This window comes from Paracoccus sp. (in: a-proteobacteria) (assembly GCF_046289755.1).
In the GTDB taxonomy this organism is placed as follows: domain Bacteria; phylum Pseudomonadota; class Alphaproteobacteria; order Rhodobacterales; family Rhodobacteraceae; genus Paracoccus.
Genome location: NZ_JBKBVD010000051.1, coordinates 1 through 23,833, shown reverse-complemented (window position 1 = coordinate 23,833; position 23,833 = coordinate 1). Strand labels below are relative to the sequence as shown.

Genomic DNA, 23,833 nt, shown 5'->3' with positions numbered 1-23,833 from the left:
TGGGAAACCGCACAAGGTCATCATAACGGCGGTCGCCCGGAAACTGGTCAACCTGGCTAACGCCCTGTGTAAAAGCCGTCAGAAATGGACGCCTTCGACCGCGTGAGGGATACAGTTGCTATCACCTCAGCCCGCATATGCGGCGCGATATCGGGCTGCCGCCCGAGCCGCCGCATATACCCCGGTACTACGAGCTGAGATGAGCCTCGGTCCGGGGCAGGGTCAGACCTGCCTCGGCCATCAGGCGGTCGGACTGCGTCTCGATCTCGGCTTCCAGCCGCGGCATCAGGCTGTCTTGCGGCAGATCGGGACCGATGGCGGGCAGAAACGCGACCACGGCGCGACCGGGGCGGATGCCCCAGCCGCTTTTCGGCCAGAACATGCCCGTGTTCACCGCCACCGGCACCACCGGCAGCCCGGTCGCGGCGCGGATCGTGGCGACGCCGTGTTTGTAGGGCCTGCGCTGCCCCGGCAGGGTGCGCGTGCCCTCGGGGTAGATGATCAGCTGCCCCAGCCCCTCGCCCGCCATCCGCTGGTTGATCGTGGCCGAGATGGCGCCGAGCGCGTCGCGCCCGCGCGTGCGGTCGATGGGGATGCAGCCGGTCTTGTAGGCATACCAGCCCATGATGGGCACCCGCATCACCTCGCGCTTCATGATGAAGGCGCGGCGGGGCACGGCATGGGCGATGACCAGAATGTCCCAGAACGACTGATGCTTGGCCGCGACGATGCAATCCGTGGCCGGGGGCATGCCGCGCACTTCGCAGGTCAGCCCCAGATGCAGGCGGGCGGCCCGGATCATATAGCCGATCCAGCGCGTCGCCACCGCATTGGCACCCGCGCGGCCCCGCATCAGCACCGGCACGATGCCGACAAGCCCGATCACCAGCGTCGCCAGCGCGATATGCAGATAGAACAGCACGTGCTGGACATGCTGCCACGCGGTCAGCGGGCCGGGCCGGGGACTGCCCTGGCGGCGGCTCATCTGACCGAGCCCAGCATCTTCAACGCCGCCCACCGGGTCGAGACAAAGCCCACGCCCGCCGCCACGACCGGGATCAGCAGCGGCAGCAGCCAGCCCCAGCCCTGAAAGGTCAACCCGGTCAGAAACCCGCCCGCGGCATTGGCGTTGGGCAGCAGCGCCACCCCGCCCATGCCCAGCAATGTGCCGATCGCCGCGCCGGTGGCCGCGCGGCGGGTGAAGCGGCGCACAAAGGCCGTGGCGATGGTGATGTCGCGCGCGCCGATCAGGCGCAGCACACTGATCACCTGACCGTTCGCCGCCAGCGCCGCCTTCGCGGCCAGCGTGATCATCGCAGCCGATGCCGCCCCGATCAGCGCCAGTGAGACCAGCCCCAGAAACCGCAGCCGCTGCGCCGCCGAGACCAGAGGCCGCCGCCATTCGCTGTGATCGTCCAACACCGCGCCGGGCGCCTCGGCCTCCAGCCGCAGGCGCAGGCCCTCGGTGTCGAAATCCGCGCTGGTCACCGGCAGGTCGATCAGCGCGGGCACCGGCAACGCATCGACCGGCATGTCGGGGCCGAACCACGGCTCGAGCAATGCGGCGACCTCGTCTGCGGGCAGCAGCCGGGGCTGGCCCACGCCGGGCGTCGTCGCCAGCACCTGCATGGCGGATTGCACCCGCCCCTCTTGCTGCGCGGATGGCGCGCTGACGCGCACCGTGACCGAGCCCGCCAGCTCGGACGACCAGCGATCGGCCAGCCGCCCCGTCGCCAGCGCCAGCGCCAGCGCAAACACCGCCAGAAACGCCATCGCCCCCGCCGAGAACAGCGTCAGCTGCGCCGTAAACCCGGTGGGTGGCACGATGCGGTCGCCCTTGCCGCCCTCGCCGCTCATCAGGCTTTGCAGCAGTCCCGTCAGCCGCGCCTTGCCGAATTCCTTGCGTTTCACAGATCCGCCCCCGCCAGATGCAACGTCCCGCCCGAGATCCGCAGAACCCGCGCCGAGACCTGCGCCTTGGTCGCGCGGATCAGGTTCAGGTCATGGGTCGCCACCAGCACGGTCTTGCCCGATTTGTTCAGCTCGATCAGCAATTGCATCAGCCGCATCGACATGTCCCAGTCCAGATTGCCCGTCGGCTCGTCCGCCAGCACCAGATCGGGCGACAGGATCACCGCGCGGGCCAGCGCCGCCCGCTGACGCTCGCCCCCCGACAGCGAGGGCGGCAGCGCGCGGGCATGATGCGACAGCTGCACCCAGCCCAGCAGATCGCGCAGCGCCTCCATATCCACATCCTCACCCGCCACGCTCAGCGGCAGGGCGACATTCTCGGCCAGAGGCAGGTGATCCAGAAATCTCGGGTCCTGATGCACGACGCCCACGCGGCGGCGCAGATGGGCGATGCCGTCGCGGTCCAGCCCGCGCATGTCATGGCCGAACGCCGTCATCTGGCCGGAACTGGGCAGCAGATCGGCATAGCACAACCGCAGCAGCGTGGTCTTGCCCGATCCCGACGGCCCGGTCAGGAAATGGAACATCCCCGGCTGCAGGCTCAGCGTCATGCCCGACAACAGCTCGGCCTCTCCGTGATAACCGAAGCCGACATCCTGCATTTCGATCACGCACCACCTCATTCATTGCTTTTCGGCCATTCTGTCGCGGCCTGACCGACCGGCGGCTTTGCAACCCGGCCCCGCGCTTGATAAAACAGCAGCAACGCGATTACGAGGGTCGGGATGTCTGAAATAAGGTTGATCTGTCCGGGTTGCGATGCCGAATACCGGCTGCCCCCGGACGCCATCCCCCCCGCCGGGCGCGAGGTCGAATGCAGCGCCTGTGGCCGCGTCTGGATGGCCTTTGCGCCCGCAGCCGGTCCGCGGCTGGACCTGAGCGGCTTTGCCGCACCCGAGGCCGCCGACAGCGCCACGCCGCCGCCGCCGCCGTTGCCCCCGCCCAGCAAGCGACTGCCCCCCAATGTGCTGAGTATCCTGCGCGAAGAGGTCGAACACGAACGCCGCCTGCGCGCCGCCGAGGCGGCAAAGCGGCCGGGCACCGTCTCGCCCGACACCACCGGGACCGAGGCCGACTGGCCCGCAACCACCGTGACCCTGCCCGCCGGAACCGCCCGCGCGATGATCGCCGCCCCGCAGCCGCAGCCGCCCCGTCTGGATCTGGCCGCAGATCCCGCATTGCTGCAGCCGCCGCAAGCGAACCCTCTGGCAACGGAAAACATTGAGCAAATCACCCCGGCCAGCGCTGAAGCCCAGACGCCTCAGGTGATCCGCCATACCCCACCGCCCGTGTCGCCCCGCATGATCGGCAGGGCTGCGGGCTATCACACCGGATTTGGTCTGGCGGTGATGGTGGCGGCCTGTTGCGTGGCCCTCTATCTGCTGGCGCCGGGGCTGGCGGACAATGGCAACAGCTTTGGCCAGCACCTGATGGAGCTGCGCCACGAGGTCGATCGCGGCAGGATGTGGCTGCAGGATCACGCCCGTTCGGTGACCAGCGCCCTGTCCGGCTAGGCCAGGTCCGCCTGAATCCGGCACCCCGCCGCGCCCCGTGGCATGGCTCAGAAACGGTCCAGCAACCGGCCAAGATAATCGCGCTCGTCCCGTGGGCGGCCCGGTTCTCCACTGCGGCGGCGGATCTCGTCCAGCAGATCGCGGGCCCGCCGGGCCGGGTCCAGCCCCTCGGCCAGAGGGTCGCCACCGGTGATCACATTTCCGCTACCGGGCCGCTGCCGCCCCAGCGGATCAAGCTGCGGACGCCCCTCATAGGGCGCACCGCCCGGCCCGTCCTGCGCCGACTGGCCCGGTTGCTGACCGGGTTCTTCACCGCCAGCGCCCTCCTGACCCTGCCCGTCCTGCCCCTCGCCCGCCAGCAGATCGCCAAGCGCCCGCATCCCCTCGCGCATCGACTGAATCGCGTCGGCCTGACGCTGCAAGGCCCCGCCCGCGTCACCATCGCGCAGCGCCTGCTCGGCCTCGTCCATGGCGCGGCCCGCCTCGTCCAACTGCCGGCGCGCGCGGTCCCCGGCCTCAGAGCCCTGCCCCGGCAACAAACCGCGCTGCTGGCCCAGATCCTCGCGCAGCGCGCGCTGCCGGTCGGCCAGTTCCCCCTCGGACGGCGCCTCGCCCTCCTGCTCCTGACCCTGGCCCTGCCCGAACTGGCGCTGCATATCGCGGAATGCCTCATCGGACAGGCGCTGCTGCTCGCGCAGCGTGTCGGCCAGACGGTTCATCGGCTGGCTGCCCTGACCGCTGCCCTCACCGCCCTCGCCCTGCTGAACCTCTAGGTTCTCCATCATCCGGTTGAACTGCTCCAGCAGGGCCTCGGCCTCGGCCATGCGGCCCTCGTTCATCAGCCGCTGGATTTCATCCATCATCTGCTGGATCTGATCGCCGGTGATCTGCGGGCCCCGCTGGCCGCGATCGGGGCTGTCGGTGCGGTCCTGACGCTGGCTCTGCTCGGCCAGCATCTGGGTATAGGCGTCGGTCGCCTCGCGCAATTCGTCCATCAGCCGCTGAACCTCGTCGGGGCTGGCGCCGTTACGGATCGCCTCGGACAGCTTCTGCTGCGCCGCGCGCATCCGGGCCAGCGCATCGGCCAGCCCGCCATCCTCCAGCTCCAGCGCGGCCAGCCACAGCGCCTCGGCCAGCCGGTCACGGGCCTCGGCCTCCAGCCCGTCCTCGCGCTCCAGCACCGCGACCGCGCCACGCAGATCGCGGTACAGCGCATCCTCGACAAAGCCCTCGGGGCGCCATGTCAGCGCGCGCAGGATCTCGGCGCTGCGGCGGGCATTCGCGCGCGACCACAGCAGATCGCGCCGCATCTCGGTCAAGGCGGCGGCCAGCGGATTGAAGAACCGCCGCCCCGGCAGCACCAGCGCGGCAGGCGCGGCATGGGCCACCTGTTCGATCCCGTCCTCGGCGCGCAGGGTCAGCGTCACCGGCAGGTTCGCCCAAGGGTGGCGGGCCAGATCCTCGGTCAGCTGTCCCTCGACGCGCCGCCGGTCACCGCGCGGCAAAGGCAAGGGCAGCGCGACCGCCTCGCGCGGCTCGGGCGCGACCGCCAGCCCGAAGCGCCGGTCGACCGCTGCCAGATCCAGCGCGATCACGGCATCGGCCTGCATGACGCCATGATCATCCTCGGCGCTGAAATCCTGGATCATCCGCCCGTCGGCACGGCGCTGCGGCGCCGCCCCGGCCCGGATCACGGGGGGATGATCGGGCAGTACGCTGATCTCGAACCGTCGGCCCGTCACCTCGACCGCGCCGCCTGTCTCGGCCCGGAACCGCGGCGCCAGCGGATCGTCCGACAGCGCCGGGCCGATATCCTGCACGACCCCGGCGGCCTCGCCATACAGCCGGAACGACAGAACGCTGCCCCTGGGCAGGATCAGCCCCTCACCCTCGGGCAGCGCGTTCAGATAGATCACCGGGCGGCGGGTATAGGCGGGCGGCTCGGCCCAACCCTCCCATGACGGCCCCGAGGGCGCGACGCCCGCCGCACCCGGCGTCGCAATGGTCGCGGCAATCGCGGACACGCCCTGCCCCATCTGCCCGGCGCCGCCAAACAGCAGCGCCATGACCAGCGCCACCAGCCCGGCCAGCCGCAAAGCATAAGGGTCTCGCGGCGCCAGATCCGCATGGGGCGGCACCGCCCGCGCCGCCCGCGCGGCCTGCTGCATCTGCACCAGATGCGCCTGCCACAACGCCCCCTCGCCGCCGATCGCGGCCCGGTCAGTCAACGCCGTCAGAGGGCGTCCCGGCAGGCTGCGGTCCAGCCGCTCAAGCGCCTCACGCGGGCGCACGCGCCGGAAGCGCAGCCCGCCCAGCACCGCCGCCACAATCACCGCCATCAACCACAGCCCGGCACCCCATGGCAGGGCCACCACCGGGACAGAGGCCACAACCCCCAGCCACAAAGCCGCAAACCCCACCGCCAGCAGCGTCGCCAACGGCCAGAAGGCCCGCGCCCCCCGCTCCCAGACCATGCCCCAGCGCGTCAGCCGCAGAGCGCGGCCAACCGGCCCCTTCTTCTTCACGGAAATATCCTCGGGGGTCCGGGGGCAGACAGCCCCCGGCGTATCGGCGTCGCGCAGGTTCCCGATCAAAGCCATGCCGGGATGCTATCGCGCCCCAGCATATCCTCATATGTCGGACGCGCCCGGATGACGGCGAAGTGATCGCCCGACACCAGCACCTCGGGCACCAGCGGCCGCGAGTTATATTCGGACGCCATCACCGCCCCATAGGCCCCGGCCGAGCGGAAGGCGATCAGATCGCCCGCCGCCATCTGCGGCAGTTCGGCGCCCTTCTGGAACGTGTCGCCCGATTCGCAGACCGGGCCTACGACATCATAGGGCTGCACGCCCGCCCCCAGCGCAGGCTCGGTCACCGGCACGGCGTCGTGATGGGCACCATACATGGCGGGACGCAGCAGATCGTTCATCGCGGCATCCAGGATCAGGAAATCCCGGTCCTCGCCGTTCTTCACATAGATCACCTGCGACAGCAGCACGCCGGCATTGCCGACGATATTGCGGCCCGGCTCGATCTCGATCTCGCAGCCCAGATGGCCCACCGTCTCGCGGATCACCTGCCCGTATTCCAGCGGCAAGGGCGGCGCGTTGTTGTCGCGGCGATAGGGGATGCCCAGCCCGCCGCCCAGATCCAGCCGCGTGATCGCATGCCCCTCGGCCCGCAACGCTTTGGTCAGCTCGGCCACCTTCAGATAGGCGGCCCGGAACGGCGCCAGATCGGTCAGCTGGCTGCCGATATGGACATCGACGCCGACGACCCGCAGCCCCGGCAGGCGGGCGGCCTCGGCATAGACCTCCTGCGCGCGGGAAATCGGGATGCCGAACTTGTTCTCGGACTTGCCGGTGGCGATCTTCTCATGCGTTTTCGCGTCCACATCCGGGTTCACCCGGATGGCGACCGGCACCTCGGCACCCATGCTGTCGCACAGCGCCGACAGGGCGCGCATCTCGGGTTCGCTCTCGATATTGAACTGGCGGATGCCGCCCTCGATGGCCATGCGCATCTCGGGCACGGTCTTGCCGATGCCGGAAAACACGATCCGGTCTCCCGGCACGCCCGCCGCCTTTGCCCGCGCATATTCGCCGCCCGAGACGACATCCATCCCCGCGCCCAGATCGCCCATCAGCTTCAGCACGGCCAGATTGCTGTTCGACTTGACCGCAAAGCAGACCAGATGATCGGTCCAGTCCAGCGCCTGCCGGAACAGGCCGAAATGGCGCGTCAGCGTCGCCGCCGAATAGACATAGACCGGCGTGCCGACCTGACGGGCGATGCAGGACAGGGGCACATCCTCGGCCCACAGCTCGCCGTCCCGATAGAGGAAATGATCCATCAGAGCCGCGCCGACACGCCCACACGCGCGTCGCCCGAGACCGAGATCCCCATCTGCTGCTCGACCGGGCGCTGCGGCGGGCCATCCACGCCACATCCGGTCAGCACCAGAATCAGGACCACCACCACCGCCACCACGATTGTCATGTTTCTCATGCCAGTTTCTCCTTCCAGCGGGCAATCTGCGCGCGCACCTGATCGGGCGCCGTGCCGCCATAGCTTTGCCTTGAGGCCACGGAATTATGCACCCCCAGCACGTTGAACACATCCGCCGTGATCGACGCATGGACCGAACGCATGTCCTCCAGCGTCAGATCGGGCAGATCGACGCCCCGCCCTTCGGCCATCGCCACCAGCGATCCGGTGACGTGATGGGCGTCGCGGAAGGGCAGACCCGCCTCGCGCACCAGCCAGTCGGCCAGATCGGTCGCGGTGGAAAACCCGGCCCCTGCCGCAGCTTCCAGCCGGTCGCGGTTCGCCGTCAGATCCGACAGCATCCCCGCCATCGCGGCCAGCGCCAGCATCAGGCTGTCGGCGGCGTCGAAGGTCTGTTCCTTGTCCTCCTGCATATCCTTGGAATAGGCCAAGGGCAGGCCCTTCATCACGGTAAACAGCGCCACCGTCGCGCCCAGAATCCGGCCGATCTTGGCGCGGATCAGCTCTGCCGCATCGGGGTTGCGCTTTTGCGGCATGATGCTGGACCCGGTGGACCACTTGTCCGACATCGACACGAACCGGAACTGCGCCGACGACCAGATCACCAGCTCTTCGGCCAGCCGCGACAGGTGCACCGCACAGATGGTCGAGGCCGACAGGAATTCCAGCGCGAAATCACGGTCGCTGACCGCATCCAGACTGTTGGCCATAGGCCGGTCGAACCCCAGCGCTGTGGCGGTCATCTGCCGGTCGATGGGATAGCCCGTCCCCGCCAGCGCGGCCGCCCCCAGAGGCGATTCGTTCATGCGCTTGCGGGCATCCTGAAACCGCGACAGATCGCGGCCGAACATCTCGACATAGGCCATCATGTGATGGCCCCATGTCACCGGCTGCGCCGTCTGCAGATGCGTGAAGCCCGGCATGACCCAATCCGCGCCCGCCTCGGCCTGCGACAAAGCCGCGCGGATCAGGGCGCGCAGCCCCTCGATGGCGGCGTCGCACTGATCGCGCACCCACAGCCGGAAATCGGTCGCGACCTGATCATTGCGCGACCGGCCCGTGTGCAGACGGCCTGCGGGCTCGCCGATAATCTCTTTCAGGCGCGCCTCCACATTCATGTGAATGTCTTCCAGCGCGGTCTTGAACGGGAAATCCCCCGCCTCGATTTCTGACAAGACGGTGAGCAGGCCTTCCCCGATGGCCTTTGCATCGGTATCGGTGATGATGCCTGTCGCGGCCAGCATCGCGGCATGGGCCCGGCTGCCCCGGATATCCTGGGCGTAGAGCCGCTGGTCGAACCCGATCGAGGCGTTGATCGCCTCCATGATCGCGTCGGGTCCGGCGGCAAAACGCCCGCCCCACATGCTGTTGGCAGAGGTCGCTGGCCGGTCTGTCATCAAGTTCGTCCTTCGGAGGTCACATGCTGCGTTCCGCCCTGCTTTATACGGCCCTTGTTTTCGGTGCAAACACCGCGCTTGCCAGCGACCCCGACTGGCAGGCCGCGCGCGAAGGCGGCCTGACCAAGCTGGTCGTGGCAGACACCCCCACCCCGGTCAGCGCGGTCGAATTCACCGACCCCTACGGCGGCGTGCATACCCTCGCGGACTGGCAGGGCAAGGTGGTGCTGCTGAACTTCTGGGCCACATGGTGCGCCCCCTGCCGCGAGGAAATGCCCGCGCTGGACGAATTGCAGGCCGAACTGGGCGGCGATGATTTCGAGGTGGTGACCATCGCCACGGGCCGCAATTCGGTGGACCGCATCGACGCGTTCTTTTCCGAGGTCGGCGTCGAACACCTGCCCGTGCTGCTGGACCCCCGCCAGCAGGTCGCCCGCGACATGGGCGTTCTGGGCCTGCCGGTCACCGTGCTGATCGACCGCGACGGCAACGAGGTCGCGCGCTATCTGGGCGATGCGGACTGGGCGTCAGAGGCGGCCAAGACGCTGGTCGGGGAGCTGGTCGGCGACCCGGACGGGGAACCGGTCGCAGAACCAATCGGCGAGCCGGAGAGCGAGCCGGTCACCCCAGCGCCGTGACCTCGGCATGGCGGAAACAGCCGGTCAGGTGGTCATTCACCAGCCCGTTGGCCTGCATGAACGCATAAACCGTCACCGGCCCGCAAAACCCGAACCCCCGCGCCTTGAGCGCCCGCGACAGCGCCACCGATTGCGGGGTCTGGGCCGGGACATCGGCCATCGAGGCGGGCCGAGTCACCGGCGCCCCCTCCGCGAACGACCAGATCCAGCCCGCAAAGCCACCCGATTCGCTGGCCTCGATCTGCTGATAGGCACGGGCGCCGCGCACCGTCGCCTCGATCTTGCCGCGATGGCGGATGATGCCGGGGTTCTCCAGCGCGCGGGCGATGCGCGCCTCGTCCCACAGGGCGATACGCTCGGGCGCGAACCCCTCGAACTCGGCCCGGAACGCCGCGCGCTTTCGCAGCACGGTGATCCAGCTCAGCCCGGCCTGAAACCCCTCCAGCATCAGCGATTCCCACAGCGCACGCGCGTCGCGCTGCGGCACGCCCCATTCGCGGTCGTGGTAGTCGACATAGGCAGGATCGCTGCCGCACCATCCGCATCGCTCGACCATCCGTTAACCCTCTGCCCAGAAAATGCTGCCTGTTAACGCCAGCTTAGGCGATGATGTGTCTAGTGCAAGTTGACCGACGACAACGAGGCCCCGACATGAGCGATATGTCCCAGGAACCCGGTTCGCCGCTGGACAGCGCGATCCTGCATCAGGACCGCATCACCATCTCTGCCGTGCGCGCCGCGGTCGAGAGGGGCAGCGGCGTTCTGGCCTTCCAGCCCATCGTGCAGGCCCGCCAGCCCACCCGCACGGCGTTCTACGAAGGGCTGATCCGCATCATCGACGATACCGGGCGGCTGGTTCCGCTGAAGGATTTCATGCCCTATGCCGAGACGCGGGAACTTGGCCGCCAGATCGACTGCATGTCGCTGTCGCTTGGCATCCAGACATTGCAGGAAGACCCCGGCCTGCGGCTGTCGATCAACATGTCGGCCCGCTCGATCGACCACCCGCAATGGCGCGACACCCTGCGCCGCGGCCTGTCCGAGGATTCGACCCTGGGTGAGCGGCTGATTCTGGAAATCACCGAAAGCTCGGCCATGGGCATGCCGGAAGAGGTTCTGGGCTTCATGTCCGAGGTGCAGACCGAGGGGATCAGCCTGGCGCTGGACGATTTCGGGGCGGGCTATACCTCGTTCCGCTATCTGCGCGACTTCTGTTTTGACATGATCAAGATCGACGGGCAGTTCATCCGCAACATCCCCCGCCTGCGCGACAATCAGGTGCTGACCCGCGCCCTGCAATCCATCGCCGGACAGTTCGAGATGTTCACCGTCGCCGAATCGGTGGAAACGGCAGAAGAGGCCAGCTTTCTGATCGACCTCGGCGTCGATTGCCTGCAGGGCTATTATTTCGGCGCACCCACAATCGCGCCGCCCTGGCGAACGCCGCCTTCGGTTGCGACGCGTTGAGCTGATTCCGGACAGCCATCAGGGCCCCCTGTGCGAACCATCCTGCTTGACGCGAGGTTATTTAACCGCATCCTGACCCGGATTCGCCGGTGATCCCGGCTGAAATGGGAAGGAGCCCTTCATGACTAAAGCCGTAATCGTCGCCGCCGCCCGCACCCCGGTCGGCAGCTTCCTCGGGTCGTTTGCCGGTATTCCGGCGCATGATCTGGGGGCTGCGGTCCTCAAGGAGGTGGTCGCACGGTCAGGGATTGACCCCGCCGAGGTCAGCGAGACGATCCTGGGGCAGGTGCTGACCGCCGCACAGGGCCAGAACCCGGCTCGTCAGGCGCATATCAAGGCGGGCCTGCCGCAAGAGGCATCCGCATGGCTGCTCAATCAGGTCTGCGGCTCGGGGCTGCGCGCCGTCGCGCTGGCGGCGCAGCAGGTGGTGCTGGGCGATGCGCGCGTGGTGCTGGCGGGCGGTCAGGAAAGCATGTCGCTGTCGACCCATGCCGCCTATCTGCGCGCAGGGCAGAAGATGGGCGACATGCAGTTCATCGACACGATGATCAAGGACGGTCTGTGGGATGCCTTCAACGGCTATCACATGGGCCAGACGGCTGAGAACGTCGCCAATCAATGGCAGATCACGCGCGAGCAACAGGATGAATTCGCGCTGGCCTCGCAGAACAAGGCCGAGGCCGCGCAGGTGGCAGGCCGCTTTGACGACGAGATCGTGGCCTATACCGTCAAGACCCGCAAAGGTGACACGGTTGTCGACAAGGACGAATATATCCGCCACGGCGCCACGCTGGACAGCATGCAGAAACTGCGCCCGGCCTTTGCCAAGGATGGCTCTGTGACGGCGGCCAACGCCTCGGGCCTGAACGACGGCGCCGCCGCCGTGATGGTGATGACCGAGGACGAGGCGGCGCGGCGCGGTCTGACGCCGCTGGCGCGGATCGCCTCCTATGCCACGGCGGGTCTGGACCCGGCGATCATGGGCACCGGCCCGATTCCCGCCAGCCGCCGCGCGCTGGAAAAGGCCGGCTGGTCGGTGGCCGATCTGGACCTGATCGAGGCCAACGAGGCTTTCGCCGCGCAGGCCTGCGCCGTGAACAAGGAGATGGGCTGGAACCCCGAGGTCGTGAACGTGAACGGCGGCGCCATCGCCATCGGCCACCCGATCGGCGCCTCGGGCTGCCGTATCCTGAACACGCTGCTGTTCGAGATGCAGCGCCGCGATGCGAAAAAGGGTCTGGCCACGCTGTGCATCGGCGGCGGCATGGGCGTCGCGCTGTGCGTCGAGCGCTGATCTGACCACGCTTGCGGGCAGGATTTTCCTGCCCGCAGCCTCGCTCTGGCAGCCCCCTGCCCATCAGGGCGGGCGGCGCCGGGTTGCCTGCGCAACGCCGCCCCGCAGCCGACATCCGGCCACTGTGACACCGGTAATTTGGCCAAAAAATACAGGCAATTGCCTTGCAGATGCGCGATTGCCCCCTTAGCCTCACCCGAAGGGACCAGCTAACCGTAAAGGGGGGAACATGTCGAAAGTTGCACTTGTCACCGGGGGATCGCGCGGGATCGGCGCGGCCATTTCAAAGGCTTTGAAGGATGCGGGCTATACCGTCGCCGCCAACTATGCGGGCAATGACGAGGCCGCGCGCGCGTTTACCGAGGACACCGGGATCAAGACCTACAAATGGTCGGTCGCCGATTACGATGCCTGCGCCGCGGGCATTGCGCAGGTCGAGGCGGATCTGGGCCCGATCGCGGTGCTGGTCAACAATGCCGGCATCACGCGCGACGCCATGTTTCACAAGATGACTCCGCAGCAGTGGAAAGAGGTCATCGACACCAACCTGACCGGCGTGTTCAACATGACCCACCCGGTCTGGCCGGGCATGCGCGACCGCAAATTCGGGCGGGTCATCAATATCAGCTCGATCAACGGGCAAAAGGGTCAGGCGGGTCAGGCCAATTACTCGGCCGCCAAGGCCGGTGATCTGGGCTTTACCAAGGCCCTGGCACAAGAGGGCGCCCGCGCGGGCATCACCGTCAATGCGATCTGCCCCGGCTATATCGGAACCGAGATGGTGCGCGCCATCGACGAGAAGGTGCTGAACGAGCGGATCATCCCGCAGATCCCGGTCGGCAGGCTGGGCGAGCCCGAGGAAATCGCGCGCTGCGTGGTGTTTCTGGCCTCGGACGACGCGGGCTTTGTCACCGGCTCGACCCTCAGCGCGAATGGCGGTCAGCTTTACGTCTGACCCGCGGCCCATCTGACGAAAGCGGCCCGCGCGATCAGCGCGGGCCTTGTTCATTCGGGCCTTGTCGTCGTTTCAGGAGTCAGTGGGCCAGACGTTCGATCTGTTCCTTGATCCGCAGCTTCTGCCGCTTCATCTCGACAATTTCGAGATCGTTGGTTCCGGGACTTTTCTGTGCACGTTCAACGGCATCGGACAGAACCTGATGCTTTCTGCGCAGCTCGTTGACATGGGATGAAATCGACATTCGCGTCCTCCTTCATATCTGACAGACAAGGCGAGTGCATCATAGCTTTGCGATTCTGTCACGCAGGTTTCGCATTCGCCCAGCAGATCGGCGCCCCGTCGCGCAGAATGGCGGCAGCGGCGGCGGTCAGATCCTCGCCATCGCCCGCATGGCGGGCCTCGGCATGCAGCACGAACGGGGCCAGCAGCCGCAGCGGCGTCCGTGCGCCCTTGCGCGCTGACAGCAGCACGCGCCCCGCATCCCGCCCCTGCCGCGCCGCCAGAGGCAGCACCATCAGCGCCCCCGCGCGCCCCGCAAGCCCGGCGATCAGCCCGTCCAGACGGTCGGCACGCTGGATCGCGGTCAGCCAGCCGCCCCGACGCAGCCGCCGCAGACCGGTCTCCAGCCACAGTTGAAGCGGTGTGACCTCTTGACGCGCGCAGGCCCGGCCCGGATCGGGCGCGGCGGTGCCGCTCAGAAAATAGGGCGGGTTCATGATGACGTGGTCGAAGACCCGCGCCCGCAGCGGTTCGGGCGGGGCGGCCAGATCGCCGGTCAGCACCTCGAAGGGCAGCGCGTTGGCGACCGCGTTCCGACGCGCCAGTTCGGCGTAATCCGCCTGTTGTTCCAGCCCGGTCAGACGTGCGCCGGGCACCCGCCAGCCCAGACAGAGGCTGGCCACCCCGGCCCCGCAGCCCAGTTCCAGCACCGTGTCGCCAGCCTGTGCGGGGCAGGCGGCGGCCAGCATGACGGCATCCGCGCCCGAGCGATAGCCGCGCACGGGCTGTTCGATGCGCAGCCGCCCGCCCAGAAATCCGTCGATGCGGGTCTCAGCCATCCAGACCCAGGTCGCGCAGGATCGAGCGGGCCATGAACTCGTCGCGGTCCGCGACCATGACCCGGCGCGGCAGAATCCCGATCGAGACCTCCAGCACACTCATGTGCTGATCCATCTCGAAACAGCGGATTCCCTCGGCCTCCAGCAGACTGGTGGCGGCGGAAATGCGGACGGGATCGGTGCTGCGGAACAGTTCTTTCATCGCGCGGAAGGTAAGCGGCGGTTGCGCATTTGTCGATGCCGTGGCAATGCAAAGCCGCAGTAACGGGGTATCGTGATGACCGTGCAGGAGAATGTTCACAAGCCGCTGGATCGACTGGCCGAGACGCTTGCCAGCGAGATGGCGGCGGTTGATGCGCTGATCCGGGACCGGATGGCCAGCCAGCACGCGCCCCGCATTCCCGAAGTGACCGCCCATCTGATCGGCGCGGGCGGCAAGCGTCTGCGGCCGATGCTGACGCTGGCTGCGGCGCGGCTGATGGGTTACGCGGGTCCGTGGCATGTGCATCTGGCTGCCACGGTCGAGTTCATCCACACCGCCACCTTGCTGCATGACGATGTGGTCGATGAAAGCCGCCAGCGGCGCGGGCGTCCGACCGCCAATCTGCTGTGGGACAACAAGTCCAGCGTGCTGGTCGGCGACTATCTTTTTGCCCGCAGCTTCCAGCTGATGGTCGAGCCGGGCAATCTGCGCACGCTGGAAATTCTGGCCAATGCCAGCGCCACGATCGCCGAGGGCGAGGTGCTGCAGCTGACCGCCGCGCAGGACCTGGCGACGGATGAAAGCGTTTATCTTCAGGTGGTTCGCGGAAAGACCGCCGCCCTGTTCTCGGCTGCGACCGAGGTGGGCGGGGTGATTGCAGGCGGCTCGGCCACGCAGGTGCGGGCGCTGTTTGACTATGGCGATGCGCTGGGGATTGCGTTCCAGATCGTGGACGATCTGCTGGATTACGGCGGCGCGACCGAGACCATCGGCAAGAATGTCGGCGACGATTTCCGCGAGCGCAAGCTGACGCTGCCGGTGATCAAGGCGGTCGCCCGGGCCAGCGCGGAAGAGCGTGCCTTCTGGGCCCGGACCATCGAGGCGGGCGACCAGCGCGAGGGCGATCTGGAGCACGCGCTGACCCTGCTGGACCGGCATGGCGCGATGGAGGCGGCGCGCGCGGATGCGCTGGATTATGCGGCGCGGGCCAAGGCCGCGCTTGGCGTGCTGCCCGCACATCCGGTCCGCGACCTGCTGTCGGATCTGGCGGATTTCGTCGTCAGCCGCGTCGCCTGATACCCCCCTCACAAGGCGTCCACAGTCAGTGCACCGGGCGTGCACCGACTGTACACAGCTATGACATGGCTGAATTTTTCGGCGCTATGTTTCGGCGCTATGTTTCGGCGCGGCATCCGTTGACCCCGAAATGCCGAAGGGGCGGGCCGCTTGCGCGACCCGCCCCCTCTCCGGGAAGAGACCCTGGGTGGCTTATTTGGCCTGCACAAAGTCGGGATAGGCTTCCATCCCCATCTCGCTGATGTCCAGACCGCTGATCTGGGCCTCGTCGCTGGCACGGATGCCCATCGTCGCCTTCAGGATCATCCACACGATCATGCTGGTGACGAAGACGAAGGCACCGATGGCGACCACGCCGACGAGCTGGTTGACATAGCTGGCGTCCGAATTGGTGGCCGGAACGATCAGCGTGCCCCAGATGCCCGCGACCAGGTGGACCGGGATGGCGCCGACGACGTCGTCGATCTTGAACTTGTCCAGCAGCGGGACGGTCACGACCACCAGAAGACCACCGATCGCGCCGATCAGGACCGCCGCCGGGATCGACGGGGCCAGCGGCTCGGCGGTGATCGACACCAGACCGGCCAGCGCGCCGTTCAGCACCATGGTCAGGTCAACCTTGCCATAGATCACCTGCGTCAGGATCAGCGCCGCAACGGCACCGGCCGAGGCCGCCATGTTGGTGTTCACGAAGATGCGGCTGACATCGGCCACGTCGTTGATCGTGCCCATGGCCAGCTGCGAGGCGCCGTTGAAGCCGAACCAGCCCATCCACAGGATGAACGTGCCCAGAGTGGCCAGCGACAGGTTGGAGCCCGGCATGGGCTGCATCCGGCCATCGGCGCGGAACTTGCCGTGGCGGGCGCCCAGCACGATGGCACCGGCCAGCGCGGCAAAGCCACCTGCGGCATGCACCAGCGTCGAACCGGCGAAGTCGGAGAAGCCCATTTCCGACAGCCAGCCGCCACCCCACTGCCAGCTTGCCTCGATCGGGTAGATCAGGCCGGTCAGCACGACGGTGAAGATCAGGAAGGGCCACAGGCGCACGCGCTCGGCCAGGGTGCCCGACACGATGGAGGCGGTGGTGGCGCAGAACATGAGCTGGAAGAAGAAATCCGAACCGATGGAGAAACCGGCGTCCAGATCGGCCCCGGCGACGGGATCAAGGCTGGCAAAGCTGAAGATCTGTCCGATCCAGCCGCTGACGGTCCAGCCGTCGCCGGGATACATCAGGTTGTAGCCGATGATCCAGTACATCAGACCCGCAATGGAAAAGAGCGCGATGTTCTTGGTGAGCTGGGTCGTGACGTTCTTGGACCGCACGAGGCCGGCTTCGAGCATGGCAAAGCCCGCCGCCATCCAGAACACGAGGATGCCGCCGATCAGGAACAGCAGCGTGTCGAATACATAGGCCACATCCGCGCTGACCGCCTCGACAGCGGCGGCTGCCATTTCGGGATCGGTGGGCAGGGTGGCGTCCTGCGCGGCAGCGGGCACGGCAAAAAGCGCCAGCGCCGCGACCAGTCCGGGAATCATCTGTTTCATCAGTCGTCACCTGTCTTCTGGTCATGCGGCCGCGAAGTTCCGACCGCCATCGCTGCTTTGATCCTCAAAACCACTGCCACTGCACAAGAGACAGGCGGGATGCTGCCGCACAGAAACGCTGCTTGCCCTGAAAGCGGGCGGACTGGCGGCGCAATGCCCGATTCATGGGCAAATCACGGATTGGTCAGCGCAATTCCATCGCTGCGAATCTTCCTGTATGCTGCGTCACAATATGGCCGGAGGAACGGCCGGGCAGGAAAGCAGGCATGAAGAAACCCACCGGCACCCCGAACCGAACGGGCAAAGGCCCCGTTGCCGAAAAGCGCAGCTTTTCCGAGAGCAAACCCGACACCCCCGCGCGCAAGGTCAAGCGCCACCGGACCCGCCCGCCCCGCCGCGGCGGCATTCTGGGCTGGATCGTCGGTCTGATCGTGCTGATCTGGCGGATCATCTGGGGCTCGGTCTGGCGGCTGGGGATGGTGGTTGCGCTGATCATCGGCTCGGCCACCGCCTATTTCTACGCCACCCTGCCCGAGGCCGAAGAGCTGTTTGACGGCCGCGCGCGCGGCAGCGTGACCATGCTGGACCGCGATGGCCGGGTCTTTGCCTGGCGCGGCGAGACCTATGGCGCCGTGTCCAGCGATCAGATCGCGCCGGTGCTGCGCGAGGCCGTCATCTCGGCCGAGGACCGGCGGTTCTATCGCCATCTGGGCATCAGCCCGCGCGGCATCGCCAGCGCCGTCCGCATCAACCTGGCCGAGGGCCGTGGCCCGCTGGAGGGCAATGGCGGCTCGACCATCACGCAGCAGGTGGCCAAGCTGCTGTGTCTGGGCGAGACCTTTGACCCGACGCGTTTCGCCAACGAGGCCGAGTTCGAGGCCGAGTGCCGGTCGGGCGGCGTCTGGCGCAAGATCAAAGAGGTGCCCTATGCCTTTGCGATGGAGGCGAAATACAGCAAGGACGAGATCCTCAGCATCTATATGAACCGGTCCTATCTGGGCGGGGGCGCGCGCGGCTTCGAGGCTGCAAGCCAGGTGTTCTTCAACAAGCCCGCAAGCCAGGTGAACACCTCGGAGGCGGCGATGCTGGCCGGGCTGCTGCCCGCACCCAGCCGCCTTGCGCCGACGGCCAATCTGGAACGCTCGCAGAACCGGGCCCGTGTGGTCATGGGGCTGATGCACGAAGAGGGCTATCTGAACGATGCGGAACTGGCCGCGGCGCGGGCCAATCCCGCAACCCTGTCGCAGGCCGCGACCGCGCGGGCGGGCGGGTATTTCGCCGACTGGCTGATGGAATCGGGCCCCGGTTTCCTGACCAGCGAGACGACCGAGGACGTGACCATCACCACGACCTTTGACCAGCGCATCCAGCGTGCCGCCGAACGGGCGTTGCAGCGGGTGTTCGACGAGAAGGTGCGCGACGGGTCCGCATCCGAGGCCGCCGTTGTGGTCATGTCCGCCGATGGCGCCGTGCGCGCCATGATCGGCGGACGCGATACCCGCGTGAACGGCGTCTTCAACCGCGCCACGCAGGCCAAGCGGCAGACCGGCTCCAGCTTCAAGCCGTTCGTCTATGCGGCGGCGCTGGATGCCGGGTATTCGCCCTCGGACATCGTGCAGGACGCGCCGCTGACGATCCGCATTCCGGGCGGGCGCAGCTGGGCGCCGCAGAACTACAGCCGCAATTTCCGCGGCGCGGTGACGCTGACCACCTCGCTGGCGCAGTCGCTGAACACCTCGACCGTGCGCCTGCAGGAGGCCGTGGGCCGCGATCAGGTGATCCGGGTCGCGCGCGATTTCGGCATTGTCAGCAACCTGACCACCAGCCCCTCGCTGGCGCTTGGCGCGTCCGAGGCGACGCTGCTGGAGCTGACCGGCGCCTATGCGGGCATCAGGAACGGCGGCACCTCGGTGGCGCCTTACGGTGTGGTGGAACTGACCATGCGCGGCGATGACCGCCCGCTGATGGGCCAGACCGGCGGCTTTGGCGGGCGGGTGATCAGCCAGCGCGCGGCGGGGCAGCTGATCTACATGATGCAGCAGGTGATTTCCTCGGGCACCGGCACGCGGGCGAAACTGGGCGACCGCCCGGTGGCGGGCAAGACCGGCACCACCAGCAGCTATCGCGACGCCTGGTTCGTAGGCTTTACCGAGCAATATGTGACCGGCGTCTGGATGGGCTATGATGACAACACGCCGTTGCAGGGCGTGACCGGGGGGGGCCTGCCCGCCGAGATCTGGCAGGCGGTCATGTCCGAGATCCATGAGGGGCTGCCGGAGCTGGCGCTGTCCACCGTCTCGCCCGATGGCAGCGGGATCATCATGTCCAGTGGCGATTCGACGCCGCGCGTGGTCACCAGCGGTTCGGCCGACGATCCGCTGGCGGCGGCGCTGGCAGGCGTGATGAACAGCGTCGAGGCCGAGCGCAGCGGCCAGCCGGTCCGCGAGGTGATCGCGCCCACCGAGATGAGCGGCAGCGCGCAGACCCCCGGCGCCAGCACCAGCGCCAGTTCGGATGACGCGCTGACCCGGGCCTTGCAGGGGATTCTGGGCGGCAACTGACGACACCTTGCCCTGCCGCGCGGCTTGACGCGTGGCAGGGCGGCGCCTTAGCCTTTTGGCGATGGTGACCAGGGGGGAAGGCGCCGATGACCTCGCGGCCGGGTCCGGATCAGGTTGTGGTGGGGGGCCTTGCGCTGTCGATGATCTGCGGCACGGTGCTTTGCCATTCCCGCGGCCACATTTCTGCGACGGCTGCCCTGTGGATCGCGATCGGGCTGGGGGTGGTCGCCTATGGGTGGATGGTCGAGGACTATCTGCGCCGCAGCTATTTCAAGGTTCTGCTGATCCTGCTGCCGCTGCTGACGGTGGTGGGCGCCGCGATCCACACCTGGCTGGTTCCTGCGGGTGGTGGCATCCCCCGCAACATGCTGCCCGGCCTTGTGACCGGCAGTCTGATCGCAGCGGGCTGGATCGCCAGCGCCCTTGTGAAGGTGCTGACCGATGAAGAGGAACGCGTCAAGCGTCGGCGCGACGTGTTGCGCGGGTTGAGCAGCGAAATCTTTGCCTATGTGGACAAGATGGACAACCAGCCCATCGACGATCACGCCATCAAGGTGCAGGAGCGGATCCTGTCGGGAGCACGGGATGAAGCGGGCCGTTGGGTCGCCTATCACCCCTTTGCGACCCGCGAAAGCGAACCTCAGGCGTTTGAAAGCGCCTCGGAAGTATTTCGGTTTCTGGGCGAAGAGACGTCAAAAACCGTGTTGCGATTCTACGCCGAACTGGCCGACATGCAGGTGCTGATCGAGGACATGCGCACCGACCTGCACCGCAACCTCTCTGCCGAAAGGCGAATCGCCGTTCACGAGGAACTGACTCGTCGCAGGAAGGGCACGTTGCGTTGGGGGCTGAAGGCGCTGGTGGAAATCAACAGGGAGCTTCGTCTGGACCGCCCCGAAGACATCCCGCGCTCGGGGCACAATCCAGAAATCGTTCCATAAACAGAATATCCGTGGGCGGCTGTCTGCGTGGACAGCGCCCAAGGGGAGACGGTCGAAAACCTTCAGAAATCGCCGCTGATCGGGCGTTCGGGGGTCTTTTCGGGCATGTCTGCGCGTGGATCCATGTCGGCGACTCCTCTTGTTCGCTGCAAGATATAGCGTGAAAGTGGCTGAAATTCAAGTTTACTGTGACTACCCCGCCTGTTGCAGATCGGCGGTCAGCGCGGCCACGCTGCCCTGACGGAGGGCCAGCATCGAGGCCATCTCGGCGCGTTCCGATGCCAGCATGTTCACGCCCTCGATGATCAGGTTGAAGAACCGGACATCGCCCGAACGGTCGGACACATGCCATTCGACCTGCATCGGCGCCCGGCCCCGCAGATGGGCGACCGAGGTGACCGCGACGAAACTTTTCAGCGGCTGCGCGCCGGTCACCTCGACCCGCGATCCGACGAATTCGCGGAACCGCTTGCCGTATTTGCGCCCGACATAGCCCTGAAACGCCTGCTGGTAGGCGGCCAGTTCCGCCGCCGGGGTCTGCCGCGCAACCGGCCCCAGAACCGAGCGCGCCATCACATCGACATCGGCATAGCGGGCGAACACCTCTTCGAATTCGCGGAAGATCTGCGCCGGGGGGTGGCCGGTGTTGATGACGTCATAGACCTCATCGACGGCGCGCTGGATATGGGCGCGGGCGGCGTCGACACCTGCGGCAAAGGCCGGGGCTGCGGGCAGGATCGCGACCAGCCCGGCGCAGGCCAGAAGGCCCAGAACGCCGCGCCGGTCATAGCGGGTGGTCGCGGCAAAGCGGCCCGTCCGGGCGGGGCTAGTCGTCGTAGGGGTCGAAGGCACCCTCGTCATCATAGGGGTCGAAATCTGCACGCTCTTCTCCCAGTTCGTGGCGGCGGTTCATCAGCCAGATCAGCCGCAGTTGCGCATAGCTATCCGCACTGCCCTGCAGAACGCTATCCACAGTGTCGCCAAATCGCGCCCGTTCACCGGCTTTTGACACAACGCGCAGCGCAAAGGCCGCCTGACGGTCGCGGCCCGACAGCACATGATTGACCGGATCAATGGCCAGATCGACCACCCGCCCGGCCGCATCGCGCACAGTCGAGGGACCGATCAGCGGCAGTTCCAGATAGGCCCCCTCGGGGAGGCCCCAGACGGCCAGCGTCTCGCCGAAATCGGTGTCGCGTTCGGTCAGGCGCAGGTTCTCGCCCGCCGGATCGAACAGCCCGCCCAGCCCGACGGTCGAATTCACCAGAAAGCGCGCCAGGTTGCGGCCCGCCACATCCGGCCGGCCCTGCAACAGCCCGTTCACCGTCTTGCCCGGCAGCGACAGGTTGCGGCCCGCATTCACCATCATCTGCAAGGGCCCGATCGGATCGCCCGGCGCGTGGGCGCGGCGCGGGGCATCGTCGCCGCTGCCGCGCAGACGGTTGGCCACCGGGCTGAGCAGCCGGGTATCGACCGCCTTGTTGAAGCTGTGGACGCGGCGGTTCTGCGCCTCGAAGGGGTCGTTGATGGTGATCCCGTCCTGCGTGACCGGGCGCTGCGCGCAGCCCGCCAGCAACAGGCCGATAAAAACGAATGTGAGGGCCGGTACGCGCAAGGATTTCTTCACTTTCATGCGTGATGATGCGGTCAGGTGGTGCCAGCGGGATGATGATCCGGTGATAGGGATGCGGCCTTCGCGGCACAAGTCCCGGTTGCGTCATCGCGCGGCACAGGCGGCCCCGTGGGCGGAAAACGGCAGGGTAAAGGGTAAGAAACATGGCGATTGACGCCGCAAATCAGCGGGGCGCCGAGGAATTGCGCCGGGCGCGGCAGGCGGGGCTGGGGCTGCTGGTGGCGGTCGGCCTGTTTTCGGCGGTGGTGAACCTGCTGATGCTGACCGGGCCGATCTTCATGCTGCAGGTCTATGACCGGGTTCTGGCCTCGCGCTCGGTCGAGACGCTGACGGCGCTGTTTCTGCTGGTCGCGTTTCTCTATCTGCTGATGGGGGCGCTGGATCTGTCGCGCAACCGGGTGATGGGCCGGATCGCGGCGCGGTTTCAGGACCGGATGCAGGGGCGGGTCTTTGCGGCATCGCTGCGCGAGGGGGCGGCGCAGGGACCGGACAGCCCGGCTGCGGGCGGCGTGCGCGATCTGGATGCGGTGGCGCGGTTTCTGGCCTCGCCGGTGATGATGGCGGTGTTCGATCTGCCCTGGGCGCCGCTGTTTCTGGCGGCGATCTTCATGTTTCACCCGCTGCTGGGGGTGGTGGCGCTGGCGGGCGGGCTGGTGCTGGTGGCGACGACCGTGATGACGCGGCGGCTGACGCGCGCGCCCTTGCAGAACGCGGCGCAGGCGGGGGCGCAGGCGCAGCGCATGGCCGATCTGTACCGCGATCAGGGCGAGGCCGTCAGCGCGCTTGGCATGCGCGGCGCGACCTTCACCCGCTGGCTGCGCCTGCGCGACGAGGCGCAGGGCCATGCGGTCACCGGCGCCGACCGGGGTGCGGCGCTGACGGTGTTTTCCCGCAGCTTCCGGTTGTTTCTGCAAAGCGCGCTGCTGGCGGCGGGTGCCTGGCTGGTGCTGCAGCAGCAGCTGACGCCGGGCGCGATGATCGCCAGCTCGATCATGATGGGGCGGGCGCTGGCGCCGGTCGATCAGCTGGTCGGCGGCTGGCCGGGCCTGCAGGCGGCGCAGGATGGCTGGGCGCGGCTGTCGACGCTGCTGTCGCGCCAGCCGCCCGAGGGGGCGCGCACCCGCCTGCCCCGCCCCGAGGCCCGGATCGAGGCGCGCAACCTGACGCTGGCCCCGCCCGGCGAGGCGGTGATGACCCTGCGCGGGATCAGCTTTGCGGTGGCGCCGGGACAGGCGCTGGGGGTGATCGGGCCGTCGGGATCGGGCAAGTCCACGCTGGCCCGCGCGCTGATCGGCGCCTGGGCCCCGGCGGGGGGCTCGGTGCGGCTGGGGGGTGCGACGCTGGACCAGTATCCGCCCGACGCATTGGGGGCGCTGATCGGCTACCTGCCCCAGCAGGTGACCCTGTTCGACGGCACCGTGGCCGAGAATATCGCCCGGCTGGCGACCGCGCCCGACCCCGAACAGGTGGTCCGCGCGGCGCAGGCGGCGGATGCGCATCAGATGATTCTGGACCTGCCGCAGGGCTATGACACGCGCCTCAGCCAGACCGGCGGGCGCCTGTCGG

23 protein-coding genes are annotated in these 23,833 nt (G+C 67.6%); 9 read left to right on the top strand and 14 right to left on the bottom strand.

The features are described 5' to 3' along the window. Window positions 1-187 precede the first annotated feature (187 nt). From ACK41U_RS16015 to ACK41U_RS16005, 3 genes are read right to left on the bottom strand one after another with little or no spacing between them, the layout of a single operon-like run. Entirely contained in the window at window positions 188-985 is a 798-nt protein-coding gene (locus tag ACK41U_RS16015; protein ID WP_409682166.1) for a lysophospholipid acyltransferase family protein, read from the bottom strand. Further along, complete coding sequence (locus tag ACK41U_RS16010) at window positions 982-1,911, bottom strand: cell division protein FtsX (protein ID WP_409682163.1); 930 nt, start codon at window positions 1,909-1,911, stop codon at window positions 982-984. Before ACK41U_RS16010 ends, ACK41U_RS16015 begins: the two co-directional genes overlap by 4 nt. After that, a complete protein-coding gene (locus ACK41U_RS16005) occupies window positions 1,908-2,573 on the bottom strand; it encodes a cell division ATP-binding protein FtsE (RefSeq protein WP_409682169.1) in 666 nt (221 codons plus the stop codon). Before ACK41U_RS16005 ends, ACK41U_RS16010 begins: the two co-directional genes overlap by 4 nt. A gap of 123 nt (window positions 2,574-2,696) precedes the next feature. Between ACK41U_RS16005 and ACK41U_RS16000 the strand changes: the two genes are divergently transcribed. After that, window positions 2,697-3,485: a zinc-ribbon domain-containing protein gene (locus ACK41U_RS16000; RefSeq protein WP_409682160.1), complete on the top strand. Its 789-nt coding sequence runs from the start codon at window positions 2,697-2,699 to the stop codon at window positions 3,483-3,485. A gap of 47 nt (window positions 3,486-3,532) precedes the next feature. On the opposite strand, the gene ACK41U_RS15995 is transcribed toward ACK41U_RS16000, so the two are convergent. The 4 genes from ACK41U_RS15995 to argH are packed head-to-tail and all read right to left on the bottom strand — an operon-like array spanning window position 3,533 to window position 8,893. Continuing rightward, entirely contained in the window at window positions 3,533-6,085 is a 2,553-nt protein-coding gene (locus ACK41U_RS15995; protein ID WP_409682157.1) for a DUF4175 domain-containing protein, read from the bottom strand. Continuing rightward, on the bottom strand, window positions 6,076-7,341 hold the full coding sequence (gene lysA, locus ACK41U_RS15990; protein ID WP_409682154.1) for a diaminopimelate decarboxylase: 1,266 nt from the start codon (window positions 7,339-7,341) through the stop codon (window positions 6,076-6,078). The genes ACK41U_RS15995 and lysA overlap by 10 nt, the downstream gene beginning before the upstream one ends. After that, on the bottom strand, window positions 7,341-7,496 hold the full coding sequence (locus ACK41U_RS15985; RefSeq protein WP_409682151.1) for a hypothetical protein: 156 nt from the start codon (window positions 7,494-7,496) through the stop codon (window positions 7,341-7,343). The genes lysA and ACK41U_RS15985 overlap by 1 nt, the downstream gene beginning before the upstream one ends. After that, window positions 7,493-8,893 carry an argininosuccinate lyase gene (gene argH / locus ACK41U_RS15980; RefSeq protein WP_409682149.1) on the bottom strand — a complete coding sequence of 467 codons (1,401 nt, stop codon included), beginning with the start codon at window positions 8,891-8,893 and terminating at the stop codon, window positions 7,493-7,495. Before argH ends, ACK41U_RS15985 begins: the two co-directional genes overlap by 4 nt. Window positions 8,894-8,916: 23 nt before the next feature. Here argH and ACK41U_RS15975 point away from each other — a divergent pair, with 23 nt between their 5' ends. Then, on the top strand, window positions 8,917-9,531 hold the full coding sequence (locus tag ACK41U_RS15975) for a TlpA disulfide reductase family protein (RefSeq protein ID WP_409682146.1): 615 nt from the start codon (window positions 8,917-8,919) through the stop codon (window positions 9,529-9,531). On the opposite strand, the gene ACK41U_RS15970 is transcribed toward ACK41U_RS15975, so the two are convergent. Next, window positions 9,515-10,087, bottom strand: coding sequence for a DNA-3-methyladenine glycosylase I (locus ACK41U_RS15970; protein ID WP_409682143.1), 573 nt, complete (start codon window positions 10,085-10,087; stop codon window positions 9,515-9,517). The genes ACK41U_RS15975 and ACK41U_RS15970 overlap by 17 nt on opposite strands. A gap of 95 nt (window positions 10,088-10,182) precedes the next feature. Here ACK41U_RS15970 and ACK41U_RS15965 point away from each other — a divergent pair, with 95 nt between their 5' ends. The 3 genes from ACK41U_RS15965 (at window position 10,183) to ACK41U_RS15955 (ending at window position 13,247) form a co-directional block, all read left to right on the top strand. Next, entirely contained in the window at window positions 10,183-10,998 is an 816-nt protein-coding gene (locus ACK41U_RS15965) for an EAL domain-containing protein (protein ID WP_409682140.1), read from the top strand. 121 nt (window positions 10,999-11,119) lie between these two features. Next, the gene (locus ACK41U_RS15960) at window positions 11,120-12,292 is read left to right on the top strand and encodes an acetyl-CoA C-acetyltransferase (RefSeq protein WP_409682137.1); all 1,173 of its coding nucleotides are present in this window, start codon (window positions 11,120-11,122) and stop codon (window positions 12,290-12,292) included. A gap of 229 nt (window positions 12,293-12,521) precedes the next feature. Beyond that, complete coding sequence (locus ACK41U_RS15955) at window positions 12,522-13,247, top strand: beta-ketoacyl-ACP reductase (RefSeq protein WP_409682134.1); 726 nt, start codon at window positions 12,522-12,524, stop codon at window positions 13,245-13,247. A 79-nt stretch (window positions 13,248-13,326) separates the two neighbouring features. Here the strand turns inward: ACK41U_RS15955 and ACK41U_RS15950 are convergent, their stop codons facing one another. Genes ACK41U_RS15950 through ACK41U_RS15940 form a run of 3 tightly spaced genes read right to left on the bottom strand, consistent with a single transcriptional unit; the run spans window position 13,327 to window position 14,510 of the window. After that, on the bottom strand, window positions 13,327-13,491 hold the full coding sequence (locus ACK41U_RS15950; RefSeq protein WP_409682131.1) for a YdcH family protein: 165 nt from the start codon (window positions 13,489-13,491) through the stop codon (window positions 13,327-13,329). Between the two features lie 58 nt (window positions 13,492-13,549). Next, window positions 13,550-14,308, bottom strand: coding sequence for a tRNA1(Val) (adenine(37)-N6)-methyltransferase (locus ACK41U_RS15945; RefSeq protein ID WP_409682128.1), 759 nt, complete (start codon window positions 14,306-14,308; stop codon window positions 13,550-13,552). Next, window positions 14,301-14,510: a DUF2007 domain-containing protein gene (locus ACK41U_RS15940; RefSeq protein WP_409682125.1), complete on the bottom strand. Its 210-nt coding sequence runs from the start codon at window positions 14,508-14,510 to the stop codon at window positions 14,301-14,303. The genes ACK41U_RS15945 and ACK41U_RS15940 overlap by 8 nt, the downstream gene beginning before the upstream one ends. A gap of 75 nt (window positions 14,511-14,585) precedes the next feature. On the opposite strand from ACK41U_RS15940, the gene ACK41U_RS15935 reads away from it, so the two are divergent. Beyond that, window positions 14,586-15,587, top strand: a complete 1,002-nt coding sequence (locus ACK41U_RS15935) for a polyprenyl synthetase family protein (protein ID WP_409682122.1) — start codon at window positions 14,586-14,588, stop codon at window positions 15,585-15,587. A 192-nt stretch (window positions 15,588-15,779) separates the two neighbouring features. On the opposite strand, the gene ACK41U_RS15930 is transcribed toward ACK41U_RS15935, so the two are convergent. Continuing rightward, a complete protein-coding gene (locus tag ACK41U_RS15930) occupies window positions 15,780-17,132 on the bottom strand; it encodes an ammonium transporter (protein ID WP_409682119.1) in 1,353 nt (450 codons plus the stop codon). A gap of 266 nt (window positions 17,133-17,398) precedes the next feature. Between ACK41U_RS15930 and ACK41U_RS15925 the strand changes: the two genes are divergently transcribed. Together ACK41U_RS15925 and ACK41U_RS15920 are read left to right on the top strand one after the other, a co-directional pair. Further along, window positions 17,399-19,693 (top strand): transglycosylase domain-containing protein, encoded by a 2,295-nt coding sequence (locus tag ACK41U_RS15925; RefSeq protein WP_409682116.1) that lies wholly within the window; start codon window positions 17,399-17,401, stop codon window positions 19,691-19,693. Window positions 19,694-19,779: 86 nt separating this feature from the next. Then, the gene (locus ACK41U_RS15920) at window positions 19,780-20,634 is read left to right on the top strand and encodes a hypothetical protein (RefSeq protein WP_409682113.1); all 855 of its coding nucleotides are present in this window, start codon (window positions 19,780-19,782) and stop codon (window positions 20,632-20,634) included. A 192-nt stretch (window positions 20,635-20,826) separates the two neighbouring features. Here ACK41U_RS15920 and ACK41U_RS15915 read toward each other — a convergent pair whose 3' ends face one another. Continuing rightward, the gene (locus ACK41U_RS15915) at window positions 20,827-21,486 is read right to left on the bottom strand and encodes a phospholipid-binding protein MlaC (protein WP_409682111.1); all 660 of its coding nucleotides are present in this window, start codon (window positions 21,484-21,486) and stop codon (window positions 20,827-20,829) included. After that, a complete protein-coding gene (locus tag ACK41U_RS15910) occupies window positions 21,461-22,267 on the bottom strand; it encodes a VacJ family lipoprotein (protein ID WP_409682108.1) in 807 nt (268 codons plus the stop codon). The genes ACK41U_RS15915 and ACK41U_RS15910 overlap by 26 nt, the downstream gene beginning before the upstream one ends. Before the next feature lie 143 nt (window positions 22,268-22,410). Between ACK41U_RS15910 and ACK41U_RS15905 the strand changes: the two genes are divergently transcribed. Next, window positions 22,411-23,833: type I secretion system permease/ATPase (locus ACK41U_RS15905; RefSeq protein WP_409682106.1), on the top strand; the 1,423-nt coding region annotated here is incomplete at its 3' end.

Bases quoted from the DNA above. Each gene is read 5' to 3' on its own strand.
- ACK41U_RS16015 (WP_409682166.1), bottom strand. From the start codon at position 985: ATGAGCCGCCGCCAGGGCAGTCCCCGGCCCGGCCCGCTGACCGCGTGG.
- ACK41U_RS16005 (WP_409682169.1), bottom strand. From the start codon at position 2,573: ATGCAGGATGTCGGCTTCGGTTATCACGGAGAGGCCGAGCTGTTGTCG.
- ACK41U_RS16000 (WP_409682160.1), top strand. From the start codon at position 2,697: ATGTCTGAAATAAGGTTGATCTGTCCGGGTTGCGATGCCGAATACCGG.
- ACK41U_RS15995 (WP_409682157.1), bottom strand. From the start codon at position 6,085: ATGGCTTTGATCGGGAACCTGCGCGACGCCGATACGCCGGGGGCTGTC.
- lysA (WP_409682154.1), bottom strand. From the start codon at position 7,341: ATGGATCATTTCCTCTATCGGGACGGCGAGCTGTGGGCCGAGGATGTG.
- ACK41U_RS15985 (WP_409682151.1), bottom strand. From the start codon at position 7,496: ATGAGAAACATGACAATCGTGGTGGCGGTGGTGGTGGTCCTGATTCTG.
- argH (WP_409682149.1), bottom strand. From the start codon at position 8,893: ATGACAGACCGGCCAGCGACCTCTGCCAACAGCATGTGGGGCGGGCGT.
- ACK41U_RS15975 (WP_409682146.1), top strand. From the start codon at position 8,917: ATGCTGCGTTCCGCCCTGCTTTATACGGCCCTTGTTTTCGGTGCAAAC.
- ACK41U_RS15970 (WP_409682143.1), bottom strand. From the start codon at position 10,087: ATGGTCGAGCGATGCGGATGGTGCGGCAGCGATCCTGCCTATGTCGAC.
- ACK41U_RS15965 (WP_409682140.1), top strand. From the start codon at position 10,183: ATGAGCGATATGTCCCAGGAACCCGGTTCGCCGCTGGACAGCGCGATC.
- ACK41U_RS15960 (WP_409682137.1), top strand. From the start codon at position 11,120: ATGACTAAAGCCGTAATCGTCGCCGCCGCCCGCACCCCGGTCGGCAGC.
- ACK41U_RS15955 (WP_409682134.1), top strand. From the start codon at position 12,522: ATGTCGAAAGTTGCACTTGTCACCGGGGGATCGCGCGGGATCGGCGCG.
- ACK41U_RS15950 (WP_409682131.1), bottom strand. From the start codon at position 13,491: ATGTCGATTTCATCCCATGTCAACGAGCTGCGCAGAAAGCATCAGGTT.
- ACK41U_RS15945 (WP_409682128.1), bottom strand. From the start codon at position 14,308: ATGGCTGAGACCCGCATCGACGGATTTCTGGGCGGGCGGCTGCGCATC.
- ACK41U_RS15940 (WP_409682125.1), bottom strand. From the start codon at position 14,510: ATGAAAGAACTGTTCCGCAGCACCGATCCCGTCCGCATTTCCGCCGCC.
- ACK41U_RS15935 (WP_409682122.1), top strand. From the start codon at position 14,586: ATGACCGTGCAGGAGAATGTTCACAAGCCGCTGGATCGACTGGCCGAG.
- ACK41U_RS15930 (WP_409682119.1), bottom strand. From the start codon at position 17,132: ATGAAACAGATGATTCCCGGACTGGTCGCGGCGCTGGCGCTTTTTGCC.
- ACK41U_RS15925 (WP_409682116.1), top strand. From the start codon at position 17,399: ATGAAGAAACCCACCGGCACCCCGAACCGAACGGGCAAAGGCCCCGTT.
- ACK41U_RS15920 (WP_409682113.1), top strand. From the start codon at position 19,780: ATGACCTCGCGGCCGGGTCCGGATCAGGTTGTGGTGGGGGGCCTTGCG.
- ACK41U_RS15910 (WP_409682108.1), bottom strand. From the start codon at position 22,267: ATGAAAGTGAAGAAATCCTTGCGCGTACCGGCCCTCACATTCGTTTTT.